Genomic DNA, 14,849 nt, shown 5'->3' with positions numbered 1-14,849 from the left:
GTCACCGGGCCGCCGCCGGCGCTCAGATCGGCGGACGACGCCAGGTCGGTCGGGACGAGCGGCGCAACTGCGCAGGCAGGGTCGCCATCGGGGTACGCGTGGCCAGCGGGGCGTGCGCGTCCGGTACGGCTGTCGCGCCGATGCCCGCGCCGCGAATGTCCAGGAACGACCCTGCCCGACGGGCCACCACCCGCGCCTCCTCGTGCAGCGCCTCCAGGTCGTCCGCCGCCGACGCGGTGACGAGGGTCAGCAGGGCGCTGCGCCCGGCCGGATAGGTGACCACGCAGCCTGCTGTGGTGCACACGACCGACTCCCGGAACTCACCATGCCGGACGGTGTCGGCCACCCGGTGCCCGAGCCCGAAACTCGCGGCGGCGAGCGCGGCGAGATGGGTGGCGTCGGTGCTGGGTAGGTCGCTGGAGATGAGCAGGCCGTCGGTGCCCGCGAGCACCGTGCCGGCGATGTCGGGTCGGCGCTGGCGCAGCCCGCGTAGCTCCGGTCCCATCACCGTGTCTGCGTCCACGAGCGTTACCCCTCACCGGTCGGCTCTGCGTGTCAGTCGGCTGGTCACGTTCCGCGCTGGGAACGCTACCGGTGGCGACTTCCGACCGCGAGACCGTAACCCTCGGCGATCGGTCGGCAACTGGGGGCCAATCGGTGGTTGTGTGCCATTCATCGATGCGTCGTGAGCGGGTCGGGCAGTGGTGGCGGGCGTAACCTTGGCTCGCTCGTACACGGCCGATTGGGCGCCGCGTCGAACGGGAAGAGGTGACTGCATGACGAGTGTCTGGGAGAGCCTGACTGTCGACGCCCGCGATCCGGCCCGACTGGCCCGTTGGTGGGCTGAGGCGCTCGGCTATCAGGTCGTCACCGAGAAGCCCGACGAGGTGGAGATCCGCCAGTCCGCCGACCGCCTGCCCGGCCTGGTCTTCGTGCCGGTGACCGAGGGCAAGGAGCGCAAGAACCGGCTGCACCTCGACCTGCGCCCCGCCGATCTGGAGGCTGAGGTCGAGCGCCTGGTCGACATGGGCGCCCGGCACGTCGACATCGGTCAGGGCGACGTCGAGTGGACGGTGCTGGCCGACCCCGAGGGCAACGAGTTCTGCATACTGCGTGAGAAGTGAGCCGGGGGCGGCGGACGCCCGGTTGGTCGAGGAGCCGCCCAAGGACACCGGGCATCGCCGGTCGCCGTACGAGCGCGACCGGGCCCGGGTGCTGCACTCGGCGGCGTTTCGCCGGCTGGCCACCAAGACCCAGGTGCACACCGCCGGCACCGACGACTTTCTGCGTACGCGGCTGACCCACTCGCTGGAGGTGGCCCAGATCGCCCGGGAGATGGGTTCCCGGCTCGGCTGCGACCCGGACGTGGTGGACGTCGCGGGGCTCGCGCACGACCTCGGGCACCCGCCGTTCGGGCACAACGGCGAGGCTGCGTTGGATCTGCTCGCCACGCCGTGCGGCGGCTTCGAGGGCAACGCGCAGACCCTGCGGGTGTTGACCCGCCTCGAGGCGAAGGTGCTCGCCCCGGACGGCTCGTCCGCCGGGCTGAACCTGACCCGGGCGTCGCTGGACGCGATCGGCAAGTACCCCTGGCCGCGCCGGCCGGGGGAGCGCAAGTTCGGGGTGTACGCCGACGACGCGGCCGTCTTCGACTGGATCCGGGCCGGCGCACCCGGCGACCGGCGTTGCCTGGAGGCCCAGGTGATGGACTGGGCCGACGACGTCGCGTACTCGGTGCACGACGTGGAGGACGGCATCCACGGTGGTTATGTCACGTTGCACCCGCTGCTCACCGACGCCGACGAGCGGGCCGCGCTCTGCGCCGACGTGGCCGCCGCCTATTCCGGGGAGTCCGAGGCGGACCTGGCCGAGGTGCTCGTCGATCTGCTGGCCGGGCCGCTGCTCGCCCCGCTCGCCGGCTACGACGGCAGCCATCGCGCGCAGGTCGCGTTGAAGGCCACCACCAGCGGCGTGACCGGGCTGTTCGTGTCCGCCGCGGTGGCGGCGACGGAGGAACGCTTCGGTCCGGGCCCGCACCGCCGCTATGCCGCCGACCTGGTCGTGCCCCGCCTGGTGCGGGCGCAGTGCGCGCTGCTCAAGGGCATAGCGCTGCGGTACGTGATGCGTCGCAGCGGCTTCCGGGGCCGCTACGAGCGGCAGCGGACGATGCTCGCGGAGTTGGTCGCCGCGCTGGTCCGACGTGCCCCGGAAGGGCTCGACCCGATCTTCGTCCCGCTGTGGCGGGCCGCCCCGGACGACCGGGCCAGGTTGCGGGTGGTGATCGACCAGGTCGCCTCGCTCACCGACCCGGCGGCGGTGACCTGGCACACCCGCCTGGTCGGCAAGGGGACACCCCCGGCCGACCCCGAGCCAACTTAGGCTAACCTAACTGACATGACGGAACGCCCCAGGAACGTCACCTCGGCCCGGGTGCTGCGCACCGAGCGGCCCACCCCGCACCTGATCCGGCTCGTCCTCGGTGGGGACGAGCTGGTCGGCCTGCCGGTGGGCGAGTTCACCGACCACTACATCAAGGTGGTGTTCCCGCAGCCGCACGTCGCGTACCCGCAGCCGTTGGACCTCGCCGCGATCCGCCGGGACCTGCCCCGGGAACAGTGGCCCCGGCTGCGCGCGTACACCGTGCGGCGCTGGGATCCGCTGGCCGGGGAGCTGACCGTCGACGTGGTGCACCACGGCGACGAGGGGTTGGCCGGCCCGTGGGCCGCTGCGCTGCGTCCCGGCGATCCGGTGCACTTCGTCGGCCCCGGCGGCGCGTACGCCCCGAACCCGGACGCGGACTGGCACCTGCTTGTCGGTGACGAGAGCGCCCTGCCGGCGATCGCCGCCGCGCTGGAGCGCCTTCCGCTGGGCGCCCCGGCCCACGTCTTCGTGGAGATCGCCGACCCGGCGGAGGAGCAGAAGCTGCTCAGCCCCGGGGCGGTCGAGTTGACCTGGCTGCATCGCGGCGAACGCCCGGTGGGCGAGGCGCTGGTCGCGGCGGTACGCGCGTTGGAGTTCCCGGCCGGCCAGGTGCACGCTTTCGTGCACGGCGAGGCGGCCTTCGTCCGGGAGTTGCGCCGGCTGCTGCGCGGTGAGCGGGGCGTACCCCTCGACCGGCTCTCCATCTCCGGCTACTGGCGGCGTGGCATGGACGACGAGGGCTGGCGTTCCAGCAAGGCCGACTGGAACCAGCAGGTGGCGGCCGAAGAGACGAGCGTCGCCGAGCCGGCCGGGGTGGCCTGAGCGCGCTCATCCCTCGGGCGTCTGGTTCGCCTGGCCGGCCTTGGCCAGTCGCCGGCTGACCAGGACGGCGTACCCGACGACGGCCAGGGAGAGCAGCGACAGCATCAGCCTCGGCTGGTGCACCGTCACGGTGATCAGCGAGACCGAGACCACCCCGTAGACGGCGATCGCGAACCGGGCGGCGCTCGGCCGCGTCCACAGCCAGTACAGGGCGAGACCGCAGAGCGTCCAGATCACCATCGACGCGCCGAGCAGCAGCCGCAACTCCAGCGGCAGGTGGTTGGCGTTGTCGTCGACCAGCCGGACCACCTGCCCGAGTGACCAGCCGAGCAGCAGCAGCGCACCGCCGAGCGGAATGTGCAGGTAGCTGTACGCCTGGCCGCCGCGCAGCCGGCGCTGGAGCAGGCGGGTGGTGACGAATGTGGTGTAGACCCACCAGACGGCCGCCGGGATCAGGAAGGCCAACGCGGCGGTGAGGATCATGTGGGGCGGGGGGTGGTCCGGCACGGCGAAGAGCAGGCTGGCCAGCGCGCTACCCAGCACGATGATGGTGAACTGCCCGATCCGTTCCGGCAGGTGCCTGTTGTCCACCGGCCAGCGGTTGAGCCAACGCGCCCCGACCCAGGGCGTCGACAGTTCGATCAGCATCGCGACGATCCACAGGACGGGTCGCAGCTCGGTGGGCACGATCAGCGACACCAACCAGATCAACCAGCCCGACCCGAAGCCGATCAGGTAGATGGTCGTCACCATCCGGGCCATCGGACTGGTGGAACGGGCGCGCAGGTACAGCAGGAGCAGCACACCCCGCACGATCAGGTACCCGATGGGCAGGAGCACGCTCTCCGGCACCTCGTCGACCCCGAGTGTCATCGCGCCCGCGCCCACCAGCGCGACGAGCACCAGCACCCGGTGCAGCGCGTCGTCCGGGTCGAACCGGGTGTCGTAGTAGACCTGTCCCATCCAGGCCCACTGGATCACCACGAAGAGCCCGATCACGGCCAGTACGTCGGTCGGCGACGGGCTCGGCTCGTCACCCAGCCGAGCCACCACCGCCGCCAGCGCGTACACGAAGATGAGGTCGAGGAAGAGCTCCAGCCAGGTGGCGTGGCGGTGTCCGGCTTCATCCGCACCCGGGGTCTGATCGGGTAGCCCGACCCGGCCGGCCAGCCATCTCGGCAGGCGGGGGGCTTGGCTGCGTACCCGGCGCATCTGGTCATGGTCCCCGGGCGGACCCGGCCTGCGGGCCGGAACCGCCCAGCCGGCAGCGGCCGCCGCCACACCGGCGTCCCCCGGCCGGCGTGTCGTCGGTCCGGCAGGGCAGGATGTACGGCGAGGGGGTGGCGCATGGCTGGGCGGATCCGGGACGAGGACATCGCACTGGTCCGGGAACGCACCTCGATCGGGGATGTGATCTCCGAGACGGTCACCCTGAAGTCCGCCGGCGGCGGCAACCTCAAGGGTCTGTGCCCGTTCCACGACGAGAAGAGTCCGTCGTTCAACGTGTCCCCGGCCCGCAACGTCTGGTACTGCTTCGGCTGCGGGGCCGGCGGGGACGCGATCAAGTTCCTGATGGACGCCGACCATCTCAGCTTCGTGGAGTCCGTCGAGCGGCTGGCCGGTCGCGCCGGCATCCAACTGCGCTACATCGAGGACGACAAGGGCACCCCGCGTCCCCGCCCGCAGCAGGGTCAGCGGCAGCGCCTGGTCGCCGCGCACGCCGCCGCCGTCGAGTTCTACAGCGCGCAACTGAGCACCGCCGGCGCGCGGGCGGCACGGGAGTTCCTGGCGCGCCGGGGCTTCGACCGGGCCGCCGCCGAGCGCTACGGCTGTGGCTTCGCGCCGGAGGGTTGGGACCCGCTCACCAAGCACCTGCGCCAGCAGGGCTTCACCCACCAGGAGCTGGTCACCGCAGGGCTGTCCCGGGAGTCCCGTTCCGGCACCCTGATCGACAGGTTCCGTCGCCGGCTGCTCTGGCCGATCCGCGACCTCGCCGGCGACGTGATCGGCTTCGGCGCGCGCAAGCTCTTCGATGACGACGACGGCCCGAAGTACCTGAACACGCCCGAGACGCCGATCTACAAGAAGTCGCACGTGCTCTACGGCATCGACCAGGCCAAGCGGGAGATCGCCAAGCAGGGTCGGGCGGTGATCGTCGAGGGTTACACCGACGTGATGGCCTGTCACCTGGCCGGAGTGACCACTGCGGTGGCGACCTGCGGCACCGCCTTCGCCGCGGACCACATCTCCGTCCTGCGCCGGCTCCTGTTCGACAGCGACGAGGTGGCCGGCGAGATCATCTTCACCTTCGACGGTGACGCCGCCGGGCAGAAGGCCGCGTTGCGCGCCTTCGAAGACGACCAGCGCTTCGTCGGGCGCACGTTCATCGCGGTCAGCCCGGACAACATGGACCCGTGCGACCTGCGGCTGGCCAAGGGCGACCTGGCGGTGCGTGACCTGGTCGCCCGCCGTGAGCCGCTCGTCGACTTCGCGCTGCGGCACGTGATCAGCCGCTTCGACCTGGACACCGTCGACGGCCGGGTCGAGGCGATGCGCCACGCCGCGCCGCTGGTCGCGCGCCTGAAGGACCGGGAGAAGCGCCCGGAGTACGTCCGCAAGCTCGCCATGGACCTCGGCATGGAGATCGAGCCGGTGCAGCGGGCGGTGCTCGCCGCCGGCAACACCACGCCGTCCGGCACCCGCGAGGCCGCCCCCGCCGGTCGGCCAACCTCCGCCCGCCCCGAGCCGGCGGTGGACAGCCCGCAGTCGATGGTCGAGCGGGAGGCGCTCAAACTCGCCCTCCAGCAACCGGTCCTGGCCGGGCCGATGTTCGACACGGTCGAGGCCACCGAATACCGCCACCCGGTGCACGTGGCGGTGCGTACGGCCATCGCGGCGGCCGGTGGTGCCGCGTCGGCGACCGGCGGCGCGGTCTGGATCGAGTCGGTCCGCGACGCCTGCGAGGACCTGGCGGCAGCGGCGCTGGTCGGTGAGCTGGCCGTCGAACCACTGCGGATCGACGGCGAGCCGGACCCGCGCTACGTGTCGATCACCATGGCCCGGGTGCAGTTCGGGTCGGTGACCGCCCGGGTCCGGGACCTCAAGTCACGCATCCAGCGGATCAACCCGGTCAACAACAAGGACGAGTACTTCGCCGCCTTCGGTGAGCTGCTGTCCCTGGAGCAGCACGCCCGGGCGTTGCGCGAGCAGGCTGCGGGAGGCCTCTAGATGGGACTGTTCAGCCGCAAGCCGAAGCTGCCGCCGGCCGACCGGCCGCCGCTGACCGCCGACGAGCGGGTGGTGGCCTGGGCCGCCGCCGGCAACGGCGAGGGCGACGGGGTGGTGGTCGCCACCAACCTCGGGTTGTGGCTGCCCGGTCGAGGGCACCGGCTCGGTTGGCACACCATCCTCAAGGCGGTCTGGTCCGGCCGGCAGTTGACAGTCACTCCCGCCGAGCCCGTCGTCGAGCGCGACGGTTACACGGTGGTCGCCGACGGTCCGGCCGAGACGTACCTGCTGCTCGACCCGGGGGAGCTGCCGCACCAGGTGCGGGCCCGCGTGACCCGTTCGGTCGCGTACACCGAGCACCAGCCGGTGCCCGGCGGCGCGGCGCGGGTCGCGGCCCGACGCGTGGCCGGGGTCGACGGTCTGACCTGGACGGTCCGACTCGACCCCGGCACTCCGACCGACGACGACGCAGTGCTCGCCGACACCGACCGGCTGGTCGGTGTGGCCCGCGCCGCCACCGCGCCGGCCGACGGCTGACCGGTCGGGTCAGTTCGCGCCGAGGTCGTTCAGCGCCTTTTCGGCGCCGCGGTGCAGCGGCACCGGCAGGGTCCGGCGGGCCCTCTCCAGCGTGATCCCCTTGGCCGCCGGGTTGGCCTGGGCCAGAGCGTCGCGCTTGTCGAACACCGTCCGGGTGATCGCGCAGGCCACGTTGGCGTCCAGATCCTTGCGGACAAGCAGCACGTTGGGCACGACGATGGTCGGGGTGTCGCTCGCCGTCTTGTACGCGTCCCGGCCGATCGTGCCTTCCTGGTAGCCGGGGCTCAGCGCGGTCATCTTCGGCAGCAACGGCGAGACGTCGACGAACTTCACCGAGTTGCCGGCCGTGGTGAACAGGTCGGTGAGGCCACCGGTGGGCAGACCACCGGACCAGAAGAAGCCGTCGACGCTGCCGTCCTTGATCCCCTCGACAGTCTTGGTGAGGTCCAGTCGCTGCGCCCGGATGTCCTTGGCCGGGTCGAGACCGGCGGCCTCCAACAACCGGTTCGCGATCACCTCGGTGCCGGACTTCGGTGAGCCTGTGGAGATCCGCTTGCCGCGCATGTCGGCCACCGAGGTGATCCCGGAGTCGTTGCGGACCACCACCTGCGTGTAGTTGTCGTACATGCGGGTCAGCGCCTGCACCGGCTGCGGCTCGGTGAAGCTGCCCTTGCCCTCCACCGCGTTGACCGCCGTGTCGAACAGCGAGAAGGCCACGTCGTACTGGCCACCGACCAGTTGCTCGACGTTCTGCACCGAGGCGCCGGTCTCGGCGGCGGTGCCGGTGAGCTTGCCGCCGGTCGCCCCGGACAACTGCCCGGCCAGGGCGTTGCCGACCACGTAGTAGACGCCCGTCGCGTTGCCGGTGGCGATGCCGACGCGGGTCTCCTTGGTCACCTCGCAGGTGACCTCGCTGGCCGTGTCGTCAGTGGCCGCGCCGCCCTGCTGACCTCCGCAACCCGCGGCACCGACCGCGACGAGGGCGAGCGCGCTCACGCCCGCCGCGAGCCGTACGTCGATTCGTCTCACAGTTGTTCCTCCACAGGATTTGCTGGTGATCCGGACGTTGACCGGCCGGCGGCGCCGCGTCGGACGAACACGCCCGCCGCCGCGACGGCGGCCAGCGCCGCGCCGACAGTGACCGGCACGGGTTCGAGCCAGAGCAATGTGACGCCGGCGAGAGCGCCCAGCACCCGCTCCGGTACGCCGGCCGGGCCCACACCGGGCAGCCAGCCACCGGCGGCGACGGCGAGCACCGCCACGCTGAGCGCTGTGACGCCGGCGGCGAAGGCGATCCGCTGGACACCACCGATGCCGAGCAGACCGAGCCCCGCCGGCGTGATGACGAACGCGATCGGGGTCAGGTAGGCCGGCAGCGCGTACCGCAGGGTCTGCCACATGGTCGGCACCAGCCGGCCGCCGGTGACCGCGGCGGCGGCCACCGCAGCGAGCGCGGTCGGCGGGGACACCTCGGACAGCACCGCGAAGTAGAAGACGAACATCGCCGCCGCCGGCGCGGTGACGCCCAGGTCGAGCAGGGCTGGTCCGACGATCACCCAACCGATCACGAACGACGCGGTGACCGGAACGGCCAGGCCCAGCAGGCTGAGCGCGACGGCGGCGAGCAGCGCGGTGAGCACCAGCACCAGGGTCGGGTCCGACGTGGCCGCCTGCGCCCCGCCGATCAGCAACGCCGCCGCCTGCGGCCCGAGGCCGGTCTTCGTGGTGGTCGCCGTGATGATGCCGGCGGCGGCGCAGACCGCGGTGACGGCGAGGACGCCGCGTACGCCGGTGACGAGCGCGGTCACCAGCCGGCCCGGGGTGAGTCGGTGCGCCCGGTCCAGGTAGGAGAGCACGACGGCGAGGACGATGGCGAACACGACGGCCCGCGTCGCGGACACACCGATGGCGAGGAACACGATGATGGCGATCAGTGAGGCGAAGTGGTAGCCGAACCGGGCCAGCAGCCGCCAGGGCGAGCCGACGTCGATGACCACCGGGCGTACGCCGGAGCGGCGGGCGTCGATCTCCACGGCCAACAGGATGCCGAGGTAGTAGAGCACCGTCGGTACCGTTGCCCAGCCCAGCACCTGGAGGTACGAGACGCCCAGGTACTCGGCGATGATGAACGCCGCCGCACCCAGGGTTGGCGGGGAGAGGATCGCGCCCACCCCGGCCGCGGCCAGCATGCCGCCGGCCCGCTCCGGCGGGTAGCCGGCGCGGCGCAGCAGCGGCCAGGTGACCGCGCCGATGCTCACCGTCGTCGCCGCGCCGGAGCCGGAGACGGTGCCGAGCAGGAAACCCGAGGCCACCGCCGTCCGGCCTGCGGCGGTCCGGGAACGTCGGAACGCCGCGGCCGACAAGTCGACGAAGAACCGCCCGGCCCCGGACAACTCCAGCACCGCGCCGTAGATGGTGAACAGCACGATGTACGAGGCGGCCACGTCGAGCGGCGTGCCGTAGAAGCCGCTGTCGGAGTTGTAGAACGCGTCGACCAGCTGACTGAAGTCGAGCCCGGCGTGCGCGACCGGCCAGGACTGCGGCAACAACCCGCCGTAGTAGCCGTAGCCGAGGAACAGCAGGCAGACCGCTGGCAGGATCCAACCGGTGGCACGTCGACACGCTTCGAGCAGCAGGAGCAGCAGGACGGTGCCCAGCACCAGATCCGTCGCCGCCAGCAGGCCCTGCCGGTCGAGGAACGCGTTGTAGCCGCCGCCACCGCTGCCGATCCGGATCGGGAGGACGGGGTAGAGGCAGGCCGCGACCGCCAGGGCGCTCAGAGCCCAGTCGGTCACTGTGGGCCGCGTCGACGCGGGTGCCGGGACGCGCCCGTCGCTGTCGCTCCCGGTGGCCTCGGCCCGGTTGGCGCTTAGTCGGGCGCGTAGGCGGGCCGGCAGCCGCAGGTCGGACGGGTAGGCGAGGAAGACCAGCGGGAGTACGCCGGCCAGGAAGATGATCAGGTAATACTTGCTGCCCTGCGACAGGGGGCGGAACACCTGCCACAGGGCGAGAGCGCCGACCGCCAGCGCCGCCACGGTGAGGAGCAGGCCCGCCGGCCCGGAGAGCACCCGCCCTGGTTTCTCGTCCTCGAACTGGGCGGCCAGGTCCCGAGTCGCCTGCTCGGCGACGCTCGGGTCGCTCGGCTCGGCTTCAGATCGCGGTCGGGGTGGCCCGCCGGGGCTCGCTGTGGGCCCGTCAACGGAAGAGTTGGCTGGTCGGGCACGTGACTGTGAACCATCGGGCGAGCTGATGGGCGGCACGAAAGGACGATACACGTCGATTGGCTGACGGGCGGGGCATTGATCGGCGTTTCGCCGTCGGTGGTACGGAAACCACTGTGATCGGCCGGGCGTCGGCGGATATTTGCGTGGAGGGGTGTCGGACCGGGCGGTTAGGGTCGGGCGGTGACTTCGGGGCGACCACTGATTCAGGCTCGCGGGCTGGTGAAGCGGTTCGGCGATTTCACCGCCGTGGACGGCATCGACGTCGAGGTTCGCCCCGGTGAGGCGTTCGGTTTCCTCGGGCCCAACGGTGCGGGCAAGTCGTCCACCATGCGGATGGTCGGCTGCATCTCCCCACCCAGCGCGGGTGAGCTGCGCATCCTCGACATGGATCCGGTGGCTGACGGGCCGGCCATCCGGGCGCGCCTCGGCGTGTGCCCCCAGCTCGACAATCTCGATCCGGAGCTGACCGTCCGGGAAAACCTGACCGTCTACGCCCGCTACTTCGGCATCTCCCGCCGGGCGGCCCGGGAGCGCGCCGCCGAGCTGCTCGACTTCGTCCAGCTCACCGAACGGGCCGACAGCAAGGTCGAGCCGCTGTCCGGTGGCATGAAGCGTCGGTTGACCATCGCCCGAGCGCTGGTGAACGATCCGGAGATCGTGCTGCTCGACGAGCCGACCACAGGGCTGGATCCGCAGGCCCGGCACCTGGTGTGGGAGCGGCTGTTCCGGCTCAAGCAGCAGGGCGTCACGTTGGTGCTCACCACCCACTACATGGACGAGGCCGAGCAGCTCTGTGACCGGCTGGTGGTGATGGACGGCGGCCGGATCGTCGCCGAGGGCTCGCCCCGCGCGTTGATCGAGCAGCACTCGACCCGCGAGGTGGTCGAGCTGCGCTTCGCCGCCGAGTCGCAGGAACCGTTCGCCGGCAAGCTCGACGGGCTGGGGGAGCGGGTCGAGGTGTTGCCCGACCGGGTCCTGCTCTACGTGCCCGACGGCGACGCGGCGGTCGCCGAGGTCAGCGCGCTGGGGCTCCAGCCGGCGAATGTGCTGGTCCGGCGCAGCGGCCTGGAGGATGTCTTCCTGCACCTGACCGGCCGCACCCTGGTCGATTGATCCACTCCGCTTCCTGCAAGTCGGGGTGATACGGCGCAGCGGACAGCCCGACTTCCTGAAACCCGAGTCGATCGAGCGGCCTGACCGGCTGCCGACGAGCACCGCTCAACGGGCTCTGGCCCAGGTGATGAATCGGTCGGTCAACCGGTCCTGACCGGCCTGGCCGGCGAGGTCCCCGGCCGCCTCGTACAGCAACGTGGCGAGGTAGACGAGCAGGCCGACCCGGTCCTCTCGGTACTCGCCCAGCAGCGCCAGGCGGGCCGGTGAGCAGGGCCACGCCGCGCCGCAGACCCGGCAGCGCCAGGAAGGGCGTGCCGCGACGTGCGGGCGGTACCGGGGCATCAGAGCCTGCCGCCGTCGTTTGCCGACCAGGTGAGTCGCACGGGGAAGAACCTCCATCGGGTGGGTGGGAGCGCCCCGGATCGGGGGTCACGGGGCGCTCCCGGCCTGGTTCCGCCCGCCGTCTGGATCCCGTGAGCGGTTCCGCTGCGTGACAGTCTGGTGAAGGCCCGACTACTGTGGGAGGTTCCGCACGCCGACGACCAGCGCGTACGACAATCGGCCCGGCACGGTACGGAGATGTACGGGGGTTGTCCGTGGAGAGTTCGTCCATGCTGGAGCACTTCGCCGAAGAGTTGCGACTGGCCCGGGCCGCCAGTGGGATGTCGCAGACGGCGCTGGCCGAGGCGTTGAGCTATTCCGGGGCGTTGGTCGCCAAGGTGGAGACATCCGAGCGCCGGCCGAGTCTGGACTTCGCCCGCCGTTGTGACGCCGTGTTCTCAGCCGACGGTCGGTTCGAGCGCATCCAGCGGCGGATCAGCCGTGAGGCGGTGGTGCCCTGGTTCCGCGACTGGGCCGGCATCGAGCAGGAGACCACAGCGCTGCGGTGGTACGAGCCGCTCTACGTGCCGGGCCTGGTCCAGACCGAGGGGTACGCCCGCGCCATCCTGGCCGGCGCCGGACTCTTCGCGGCGGACGAGGTCGAGCAGCAGGTGACCGCCCGGCTCGATCGGCAGGGCGTGCTCACCCGGGACCGGCCGCCACTGCTCAGCGTGGTCGTCGACGAGTACGCGCTGCGCCGCCACGTCGGCGGGCCGGAAGTCATGCGTGAGCAGTTGCGGCATCTGGTGAAGCTCGGCTCGGCCCTGCCTCGGGTCCGAATCCAGGTCGTGCCGCTGTCCGCAGGTGCGTACGCTGGGCTCGATGGTCCCTTCGTGATCGCCACCGCAGCCACCGGTGAAGATGTGGTCTTCCTGGACGGGCAGCGTCACGGGCAAGTCATCGACCGCGCCGAGTACGTCCGTCAGATGGTCGAGGTGTGGGAGTCGATCCGCGGTGAGGCACTATCGCAGCAGCAGTCCCTCGACCTGATCGCGGAAGTGGCGGAGACATGGATCTGACCGGTGCCCAGTGGCGCAAGAGCAGTCGCAGCAACGGCAGCGGCGGTGCCTGTGTGGAGGTTGCCGGCAACCTCCCCGGGTTGGTGGGCGTCCGGGACTCCAAGGACCCGACCGGCCCTGTGCTGGTCTTTGCGCCCGACACGTGGCGCGCGTTCGTCGGGTCCGACGCCGTCCGCCGCTAGCTGGTGCGGTGACCACGAACCCACTCGGCTTTCAGGAAGTCGGGGTGTTGGGGCGGCTCTGACACCGCGACTTCCTGAAAACCGAGTGGATCAAAGGGGCCCAGGCCGACGGCGCGAAACCCGGGCGACACGTCGGCGGGGTCGTCGTAGGGTGACCGGCGGTCTGTCGTACCCCTTGGGTAGACAGGTCGTGGTGGACGGCGCGGTGGGCGGGGTGATCGGGTGAGTGTGACGGGATCGGCGCGGTTCCCCTGGGTGCCGGCGTACGCGGTGTTCGAGCACTACCTGGTGGGTCTGCGGCGCACCTGGCGGGCCGGGGTGTTCTCGTCGTTCCTGCTGCCGGTGCTGACCGTCGTCGGCTTCGGGCTGGGCGTCGGCACCTACATCGACCAGGGCGTCGGCGGGGTGCGTTACCTCGACTGGTTGGTCCCCGGGCTGATCGCCTCGACCGCGCTCCAGGTGACCGTCGGTGACTCGACCTGGCCGGTGTTCAGCAACTTCACGTGGGTCAGGACCTACTTCGCGCAGGGCGCGTCGCCGCTTCGGGTGGGCGACATCGTGGCCGGGCACCTGGCGTTCGTGCTGTTCCGGGTGCTCACCACGATTGTGGCGTTCCTGCTGGTCACCGGGCTGTTCGGGGCGTTGCGGTCGCCGTGGGCGGTGGCCACCCTGCCGGTGGTCGCCCTGCTCGCGCTGGCCGTCGCCGCGCCGACCTTCGCGTACGCGGCGTCGGTGTCGAGCGACAGTTGGCTGGCGATGCTGTTCCGGTTCGCGGTCATCCCGATGACGCTCTTCGCCGGCGTGTTCTTCCCGGTCGAGTCGTTGCCCGAGGCGCTGCGCTGGCTGGCGTACGCGACACCGTTGTGGCACGCCGTGGACCTGTGCCGCGCGGCCACCCTCGGCGTCGCCGCACAGTGGTCGGTCGTCGGGCACCTGCTCTACCTGGCCGCCTGGGCGGTCGCCGGCTGGTTGCTGGCGGTGCGCGTGTTCCGTCGCAAGCTCGTCGTCTGAGCAGCGGCTCGTCTTCCGAACAGCTTGCAGAGAGGGTGTCGTGGTCACGCTGATCCTGCCCCGGCTGGTCGACGTCTCCGCCGCGTCCCGGCGGTCGGCGTCGGTGGTCGGGCGCAACGTCGCGGCGCTGAAGTCGGTCTACTGGCTGCTGCTGCTCTCCGGCTTCGTGGAGCCGCTGCTCTACCTGCTCTCCATCGGGGTGGGCGTCGGCGCGCTGGTCGGCGACCTGCCGCTGCCCGACGGGCGGCTGGTCTCGTACGCCGAGTTCGTGGCCCCGGCGATGCTGGCCGCCTCGGCGATGACCGGGGCGCTCGCGGAGACCACCTTCAACTTCTTCGGCAAGATGAAGTACATGAAGCTGTACGACGGGATGATCGCCACCCCGGTACGGCCGTTCGAGATCGCCGTGGGCGAGTTGGGTTGGGCGATGCTGCGGGGCAGCGCCTACTCGGCGGCGTTCCTCGGGGTGATGGTGGCGCTGGACCTGACCAGCGTCACCCGGGCGTTGACCGCCTTCCCGGCCGCGGTGCTTGTCGGGTTCGCGTTCGGGGCGCTCGGCATGGCGATCTCCACCTTCATGCGGAGCTGGCAGGACTTCGACCTGATGGGCTCCGCCCAGTTCACGCTCTTCCTCTTCTCCGGCACCTTCGTGCCGGCGCAGGCCTACCCGACTTTGCTGCACTGGCTGGTCGAGGTCACCCCGCTGTACCGGTCGGTGCACCTGATCCGTGGGGTCGCGCTGGGCGGCGGTGGCTGGGTCTGGGTGCTCGACGTGCTCTACCTGCTGGCGATGCTGGCGGTCGGCCTGTACGTGGCCTCTCGCCGGATGGGCAGGTTGCTCTACAAGTAGGGGTTATGTGCGCGCGTTCACGGGGCATGTCCGGAGGTGACACCACCGACGAAGAGGAGGG

The 14,849-nt window shown here is 71.3% G+C and carries 14 protein-coding genes and 1 pseudogene; 10 read left to right on the top strand and 5 right to left on the bottom strand.

Annotation, left to right across the window (positions count from 1 at the left end; genetic code table 11):
• Nucleotides 1–22: 22 nt before the first annotated feature.
• Nucleotides 23–523: a roadblock/LC7 domain-containing protein gene (locus tag ACGF3C_RS16485; protein WP_357207070.1), complete on the bottom strand. Its 501-nt coding sequence runs from the start codon at nt 521–523 to the stop codon at nt 23–25.
• A gap of 253 nt (nt 524–776) precedes the next feature.
• On the opposite strand from ACGF3C_RS16485, the gene ACGF3C_RS16480 reads away from it, so the two are divergent.
• Genes ACGF3C_RS16480 through ACGF3C_RS16470 form a run of 3 tightly spaced genes read left to right on the top strand, consistent with a single transcriptional unit; the run spans nt 777 to nt 3,243 of the window.
• Nucleotides 777–1,124 carry a VOC family protein gene (locus ACGF3C_RS16480; protein ID WP_357234248.1) on the top strand — a complete coding sequence of 116 codons (348 nt, stop codon included), beginning with the start codon at nt 777–779 and terminating at the stop codon, nt 1,122–1,124.
• Nucleotides 1,114–2,379 carry a deoxyguanosinetriphosphate triphosphohydrolase gene (locus ACGF3C_RS16475; RefSeq protein ID WP_357234245.1) on the top strand — a complete coding sequence of 422 codons (1,266 nt, stop codon included), beginning with the start codon at nt 1,114–1,116 and terminating at the stop codon, nt 2,377–2,379. Before ACGF3C_RS16480 ends, ACGF3C_RS16475 begins: the two co-directional genes overlap by 11 nt.
• Before the next feature lie 15 nt (nt 2,380–2,394).
• The gene (locus ACGF3C_RS16470; protein ID WP_357234242.1) at nt 2,395–3,243 is read left to right on the top strand and encodes a siderophore-interacting protein; all 849 of its coding nucleotides are present in this window, start codon (nt 2,395–2,397) and stop codon (nt 3,241–3,243) included.
• 6 nt (nt 3,244–3,249) lie between these two features.
• Here the strand turns inward: ACGF3C_RS16470 and ACGF3C_RS16465 are convergent, their stop codons facing one another.
• A complete protein-coding gene (locus tag ACGF3C_RS16465; protein WP_393222661.1) occupies nt 3,250–4,455 on the bottom strand; it encodes a low temperature requirement protein A in 1,206 nt (401 codons plus the stop codon).
• Nucleotides 4,456–4,568: 113 nt separating this feature from the next.
• Between ACGF3C_RS16465 and dnaG the strand changes: the two are divergent.
• Together dnaG and ACGF3C_RS16455 are read left to right on the top strand one after the other, a co-directional pair.
• Nucleotides 4,569–6,471, top strand: a pseudogene (gene dnaG / locus ACGF3C_RS16460) (DNA primase).
• The gene (locus ACGF3C_RS16455) at nt 6,472–7,008 is read left to right on the top strand and encodes a hypothetical protein (protein WP_355009809.1); all 537 of its coding nucleotides are present in this window, start codon (nt 6,472–6,474) and stop codon (nt 7,006–7,008) included.
• Nucleotides 7,009–7,017: 9 nt separating this feature from the next.
• On the opposite strand, the gene ACGF3C_RS16450 is transcribed toward ACGF3C_RS16455, so the two are convergent.
• Nucleotides 7,018–8,037 (bottom strand): TAXI family TRAP transporter solute-binding subunit, encoded by a 1,020-nt coding sequence (locus tag ACGF3C_RS16450; RefSeq protein WP_357228395.1) that lies wholly within the window; start codon nt 8,035–8,037, stop codon nt 7,018–7,020.
• Nucleotides 8,034–10,076, bottom strand: coding sequence for a TRAP transporter permease (locus ACGF3C_RS16445; protein WP_393222656.1), 2,043 nt, complete (start codon nt 10,074–10,076; stop codon nt 8,034–8,036). Before ACGF3C_RS16445 ends, ACGF3C_RS16450 begins: the two co-directional genes overlap by 4 nt.
• Before the next feature lie 336 nt (nt 10,077–10,412).
• Between ACGF3C_RS16445 and ACGF3C_RS16440 the strand changes: the two genes are divergently transcribed.
• The gene (locus tag ACGF3C_RS16440) at nt 10,413–11,345 is read left to right on the top strand and encodes an ABC transporter ATP-binding protein (protein WP_145792454.1); all 933 of its coding nucleotides are present in this window, start codon (nt 10,413–10,415) and stop codon (nt 11,343–11,345) included.
• 105 nt (nt 11,346–11,450) lie between these two features.
• On the opposite strand, the gene ACGF3C_RS16435 is transcribed toward ACGF3C_RS16440, so the two are convergent.
• Nucleotides 11,451–11,687: a flavin reductase gene (locus ACGF3C_RS16435; protein ID WP_357229165.1), complete on the bottom strand. Its 237-nt coding sequence runs from the start codon at nt 11,685–11,687 to the stop codon at nt 11,451–11,453.
• 269 nt (nt 11,688–11,956) lie between these two features.
• On the opposite strand from ACGF3C_RS16435, the gene ACGF3C_RS16430 reads away from it, so the two are divergent.
• The 4 genes from ACGF3C_RS16430 (at nt 11,957) to ACGF3C_RS16415 (ending at nt 14,788) form a co-directional block, all read left to right on the top strand.
• A complete protein-coding gene (locus tag ACGF3C_RS16430) occupies nt 11,957–12,745 on the top strand; it encodes a helix-turn-helix transcriptional regulator (RefSeq protein WP_355009804.1) in 789 nt (262 codons plus the stop codon).
• Nucleotides 12,736–12,927 carry a DUF397 domain-containing protein gene (locus ACGF3C_RS16425; protein ID WP_393222651.1) on the top strand — a complete coding sequence of 64 codons (192 nt, stop codon included), beginning with the start codon at nt 12,736–12,738 and terminating at the stop codon, nt 12,925–12,927. The genes ACGF3C_RS16430 and ACGF3C_RS16425 overlap by 10 nt, the downstream gene beginning before the upstream one ends.
• Nucleotides 12,928–13,149: 222 nt before the next feature.
• Nucleotides 13,150–13,938, top strand: coding sequence for an ABC transporter permease (locus ACGF3C_RS16420; protein ID WP_393222648.1), 789 nt, complete (start codon nt 13,150–13,152; stop codon nt 13,936–13,938).
• 40 nt (nt 13,939–13,978) lie between these two features.
• Complete coding sequence (locus tag ACGF3C_RS16415; RefSeq protein WP_357229171.1) at nt 13,979–14,788, top strand: ABC transporter permease; 810 nt, start codon at nt 13,979–13,981, stop codon at nt 14,786–14,788.
• Nucleotides 14,789–14,849 lie beyond the last annotated feature (61 nt).

It is taken from the genome of Micromonospora sp. NPDC047762 (assembly GCF_043204655.1).
Lineage (GTDB): Bacteria > Actinomycetota > Actinomycetes > Mycobacteriales > Micromonosporaceae > Micromonospora.
This window is presented reverse-complemented; position numbering and strand designations above follow the sequence as displayed.

Coding starts and splice junctions, on each gene's coding strand:
- ACGF3C_RS16480 (WP_357234248.1), top strand. CDS start 777: ATGACGAGTGTCTGGGAGAGCCTGACTGTCGACGCCCGCGATCCGGCC.
- ACGF3C_RS16470 (WP_357234242.1), top strand. CDS start 2,395: ATGACGGAACGCCCCAGGAACGTCACCTCGGCCCGGGTGCTGCGCACC.
- ACGF3C_RS16465 (WP_393222661.1), bottom strand. CDS start 4,455: ATGCGCCGGGTACGCAGCCAAGCCCCCCGCCTGCCGAGATGGCTGGCC.
- ACGF3C_RS16455 (WP_355009809.1), top strand. CDS start 6,472: ATGGGACTGTTCAGCCGCAAGCCGAAGCTGCCGCCGGCCGACCGGCCG.
- ACGF3C_RS16435 (WP_357229165.1), bottom strand. CDS start 11,687: ATGCCCCGGTACCGCCCGCACGTCGCGGCACGCCCTTCCTGGCGCTGC.
- ACGF3C_RS16430 (WP_355009804.1), top strand. CDS start 11,957: ATGCTGGAGCACTTCGCCGAAGAGTTGCGACTGGCCCGGGCCGCCAGT.
- ACGF3C_RS16425 (WP_393222651.1), top strand. CDS start 12,736: ATGGATCTGACCGGTGCCCAGTGGCGCAAGAGCAGTCGCAGCAACGGC.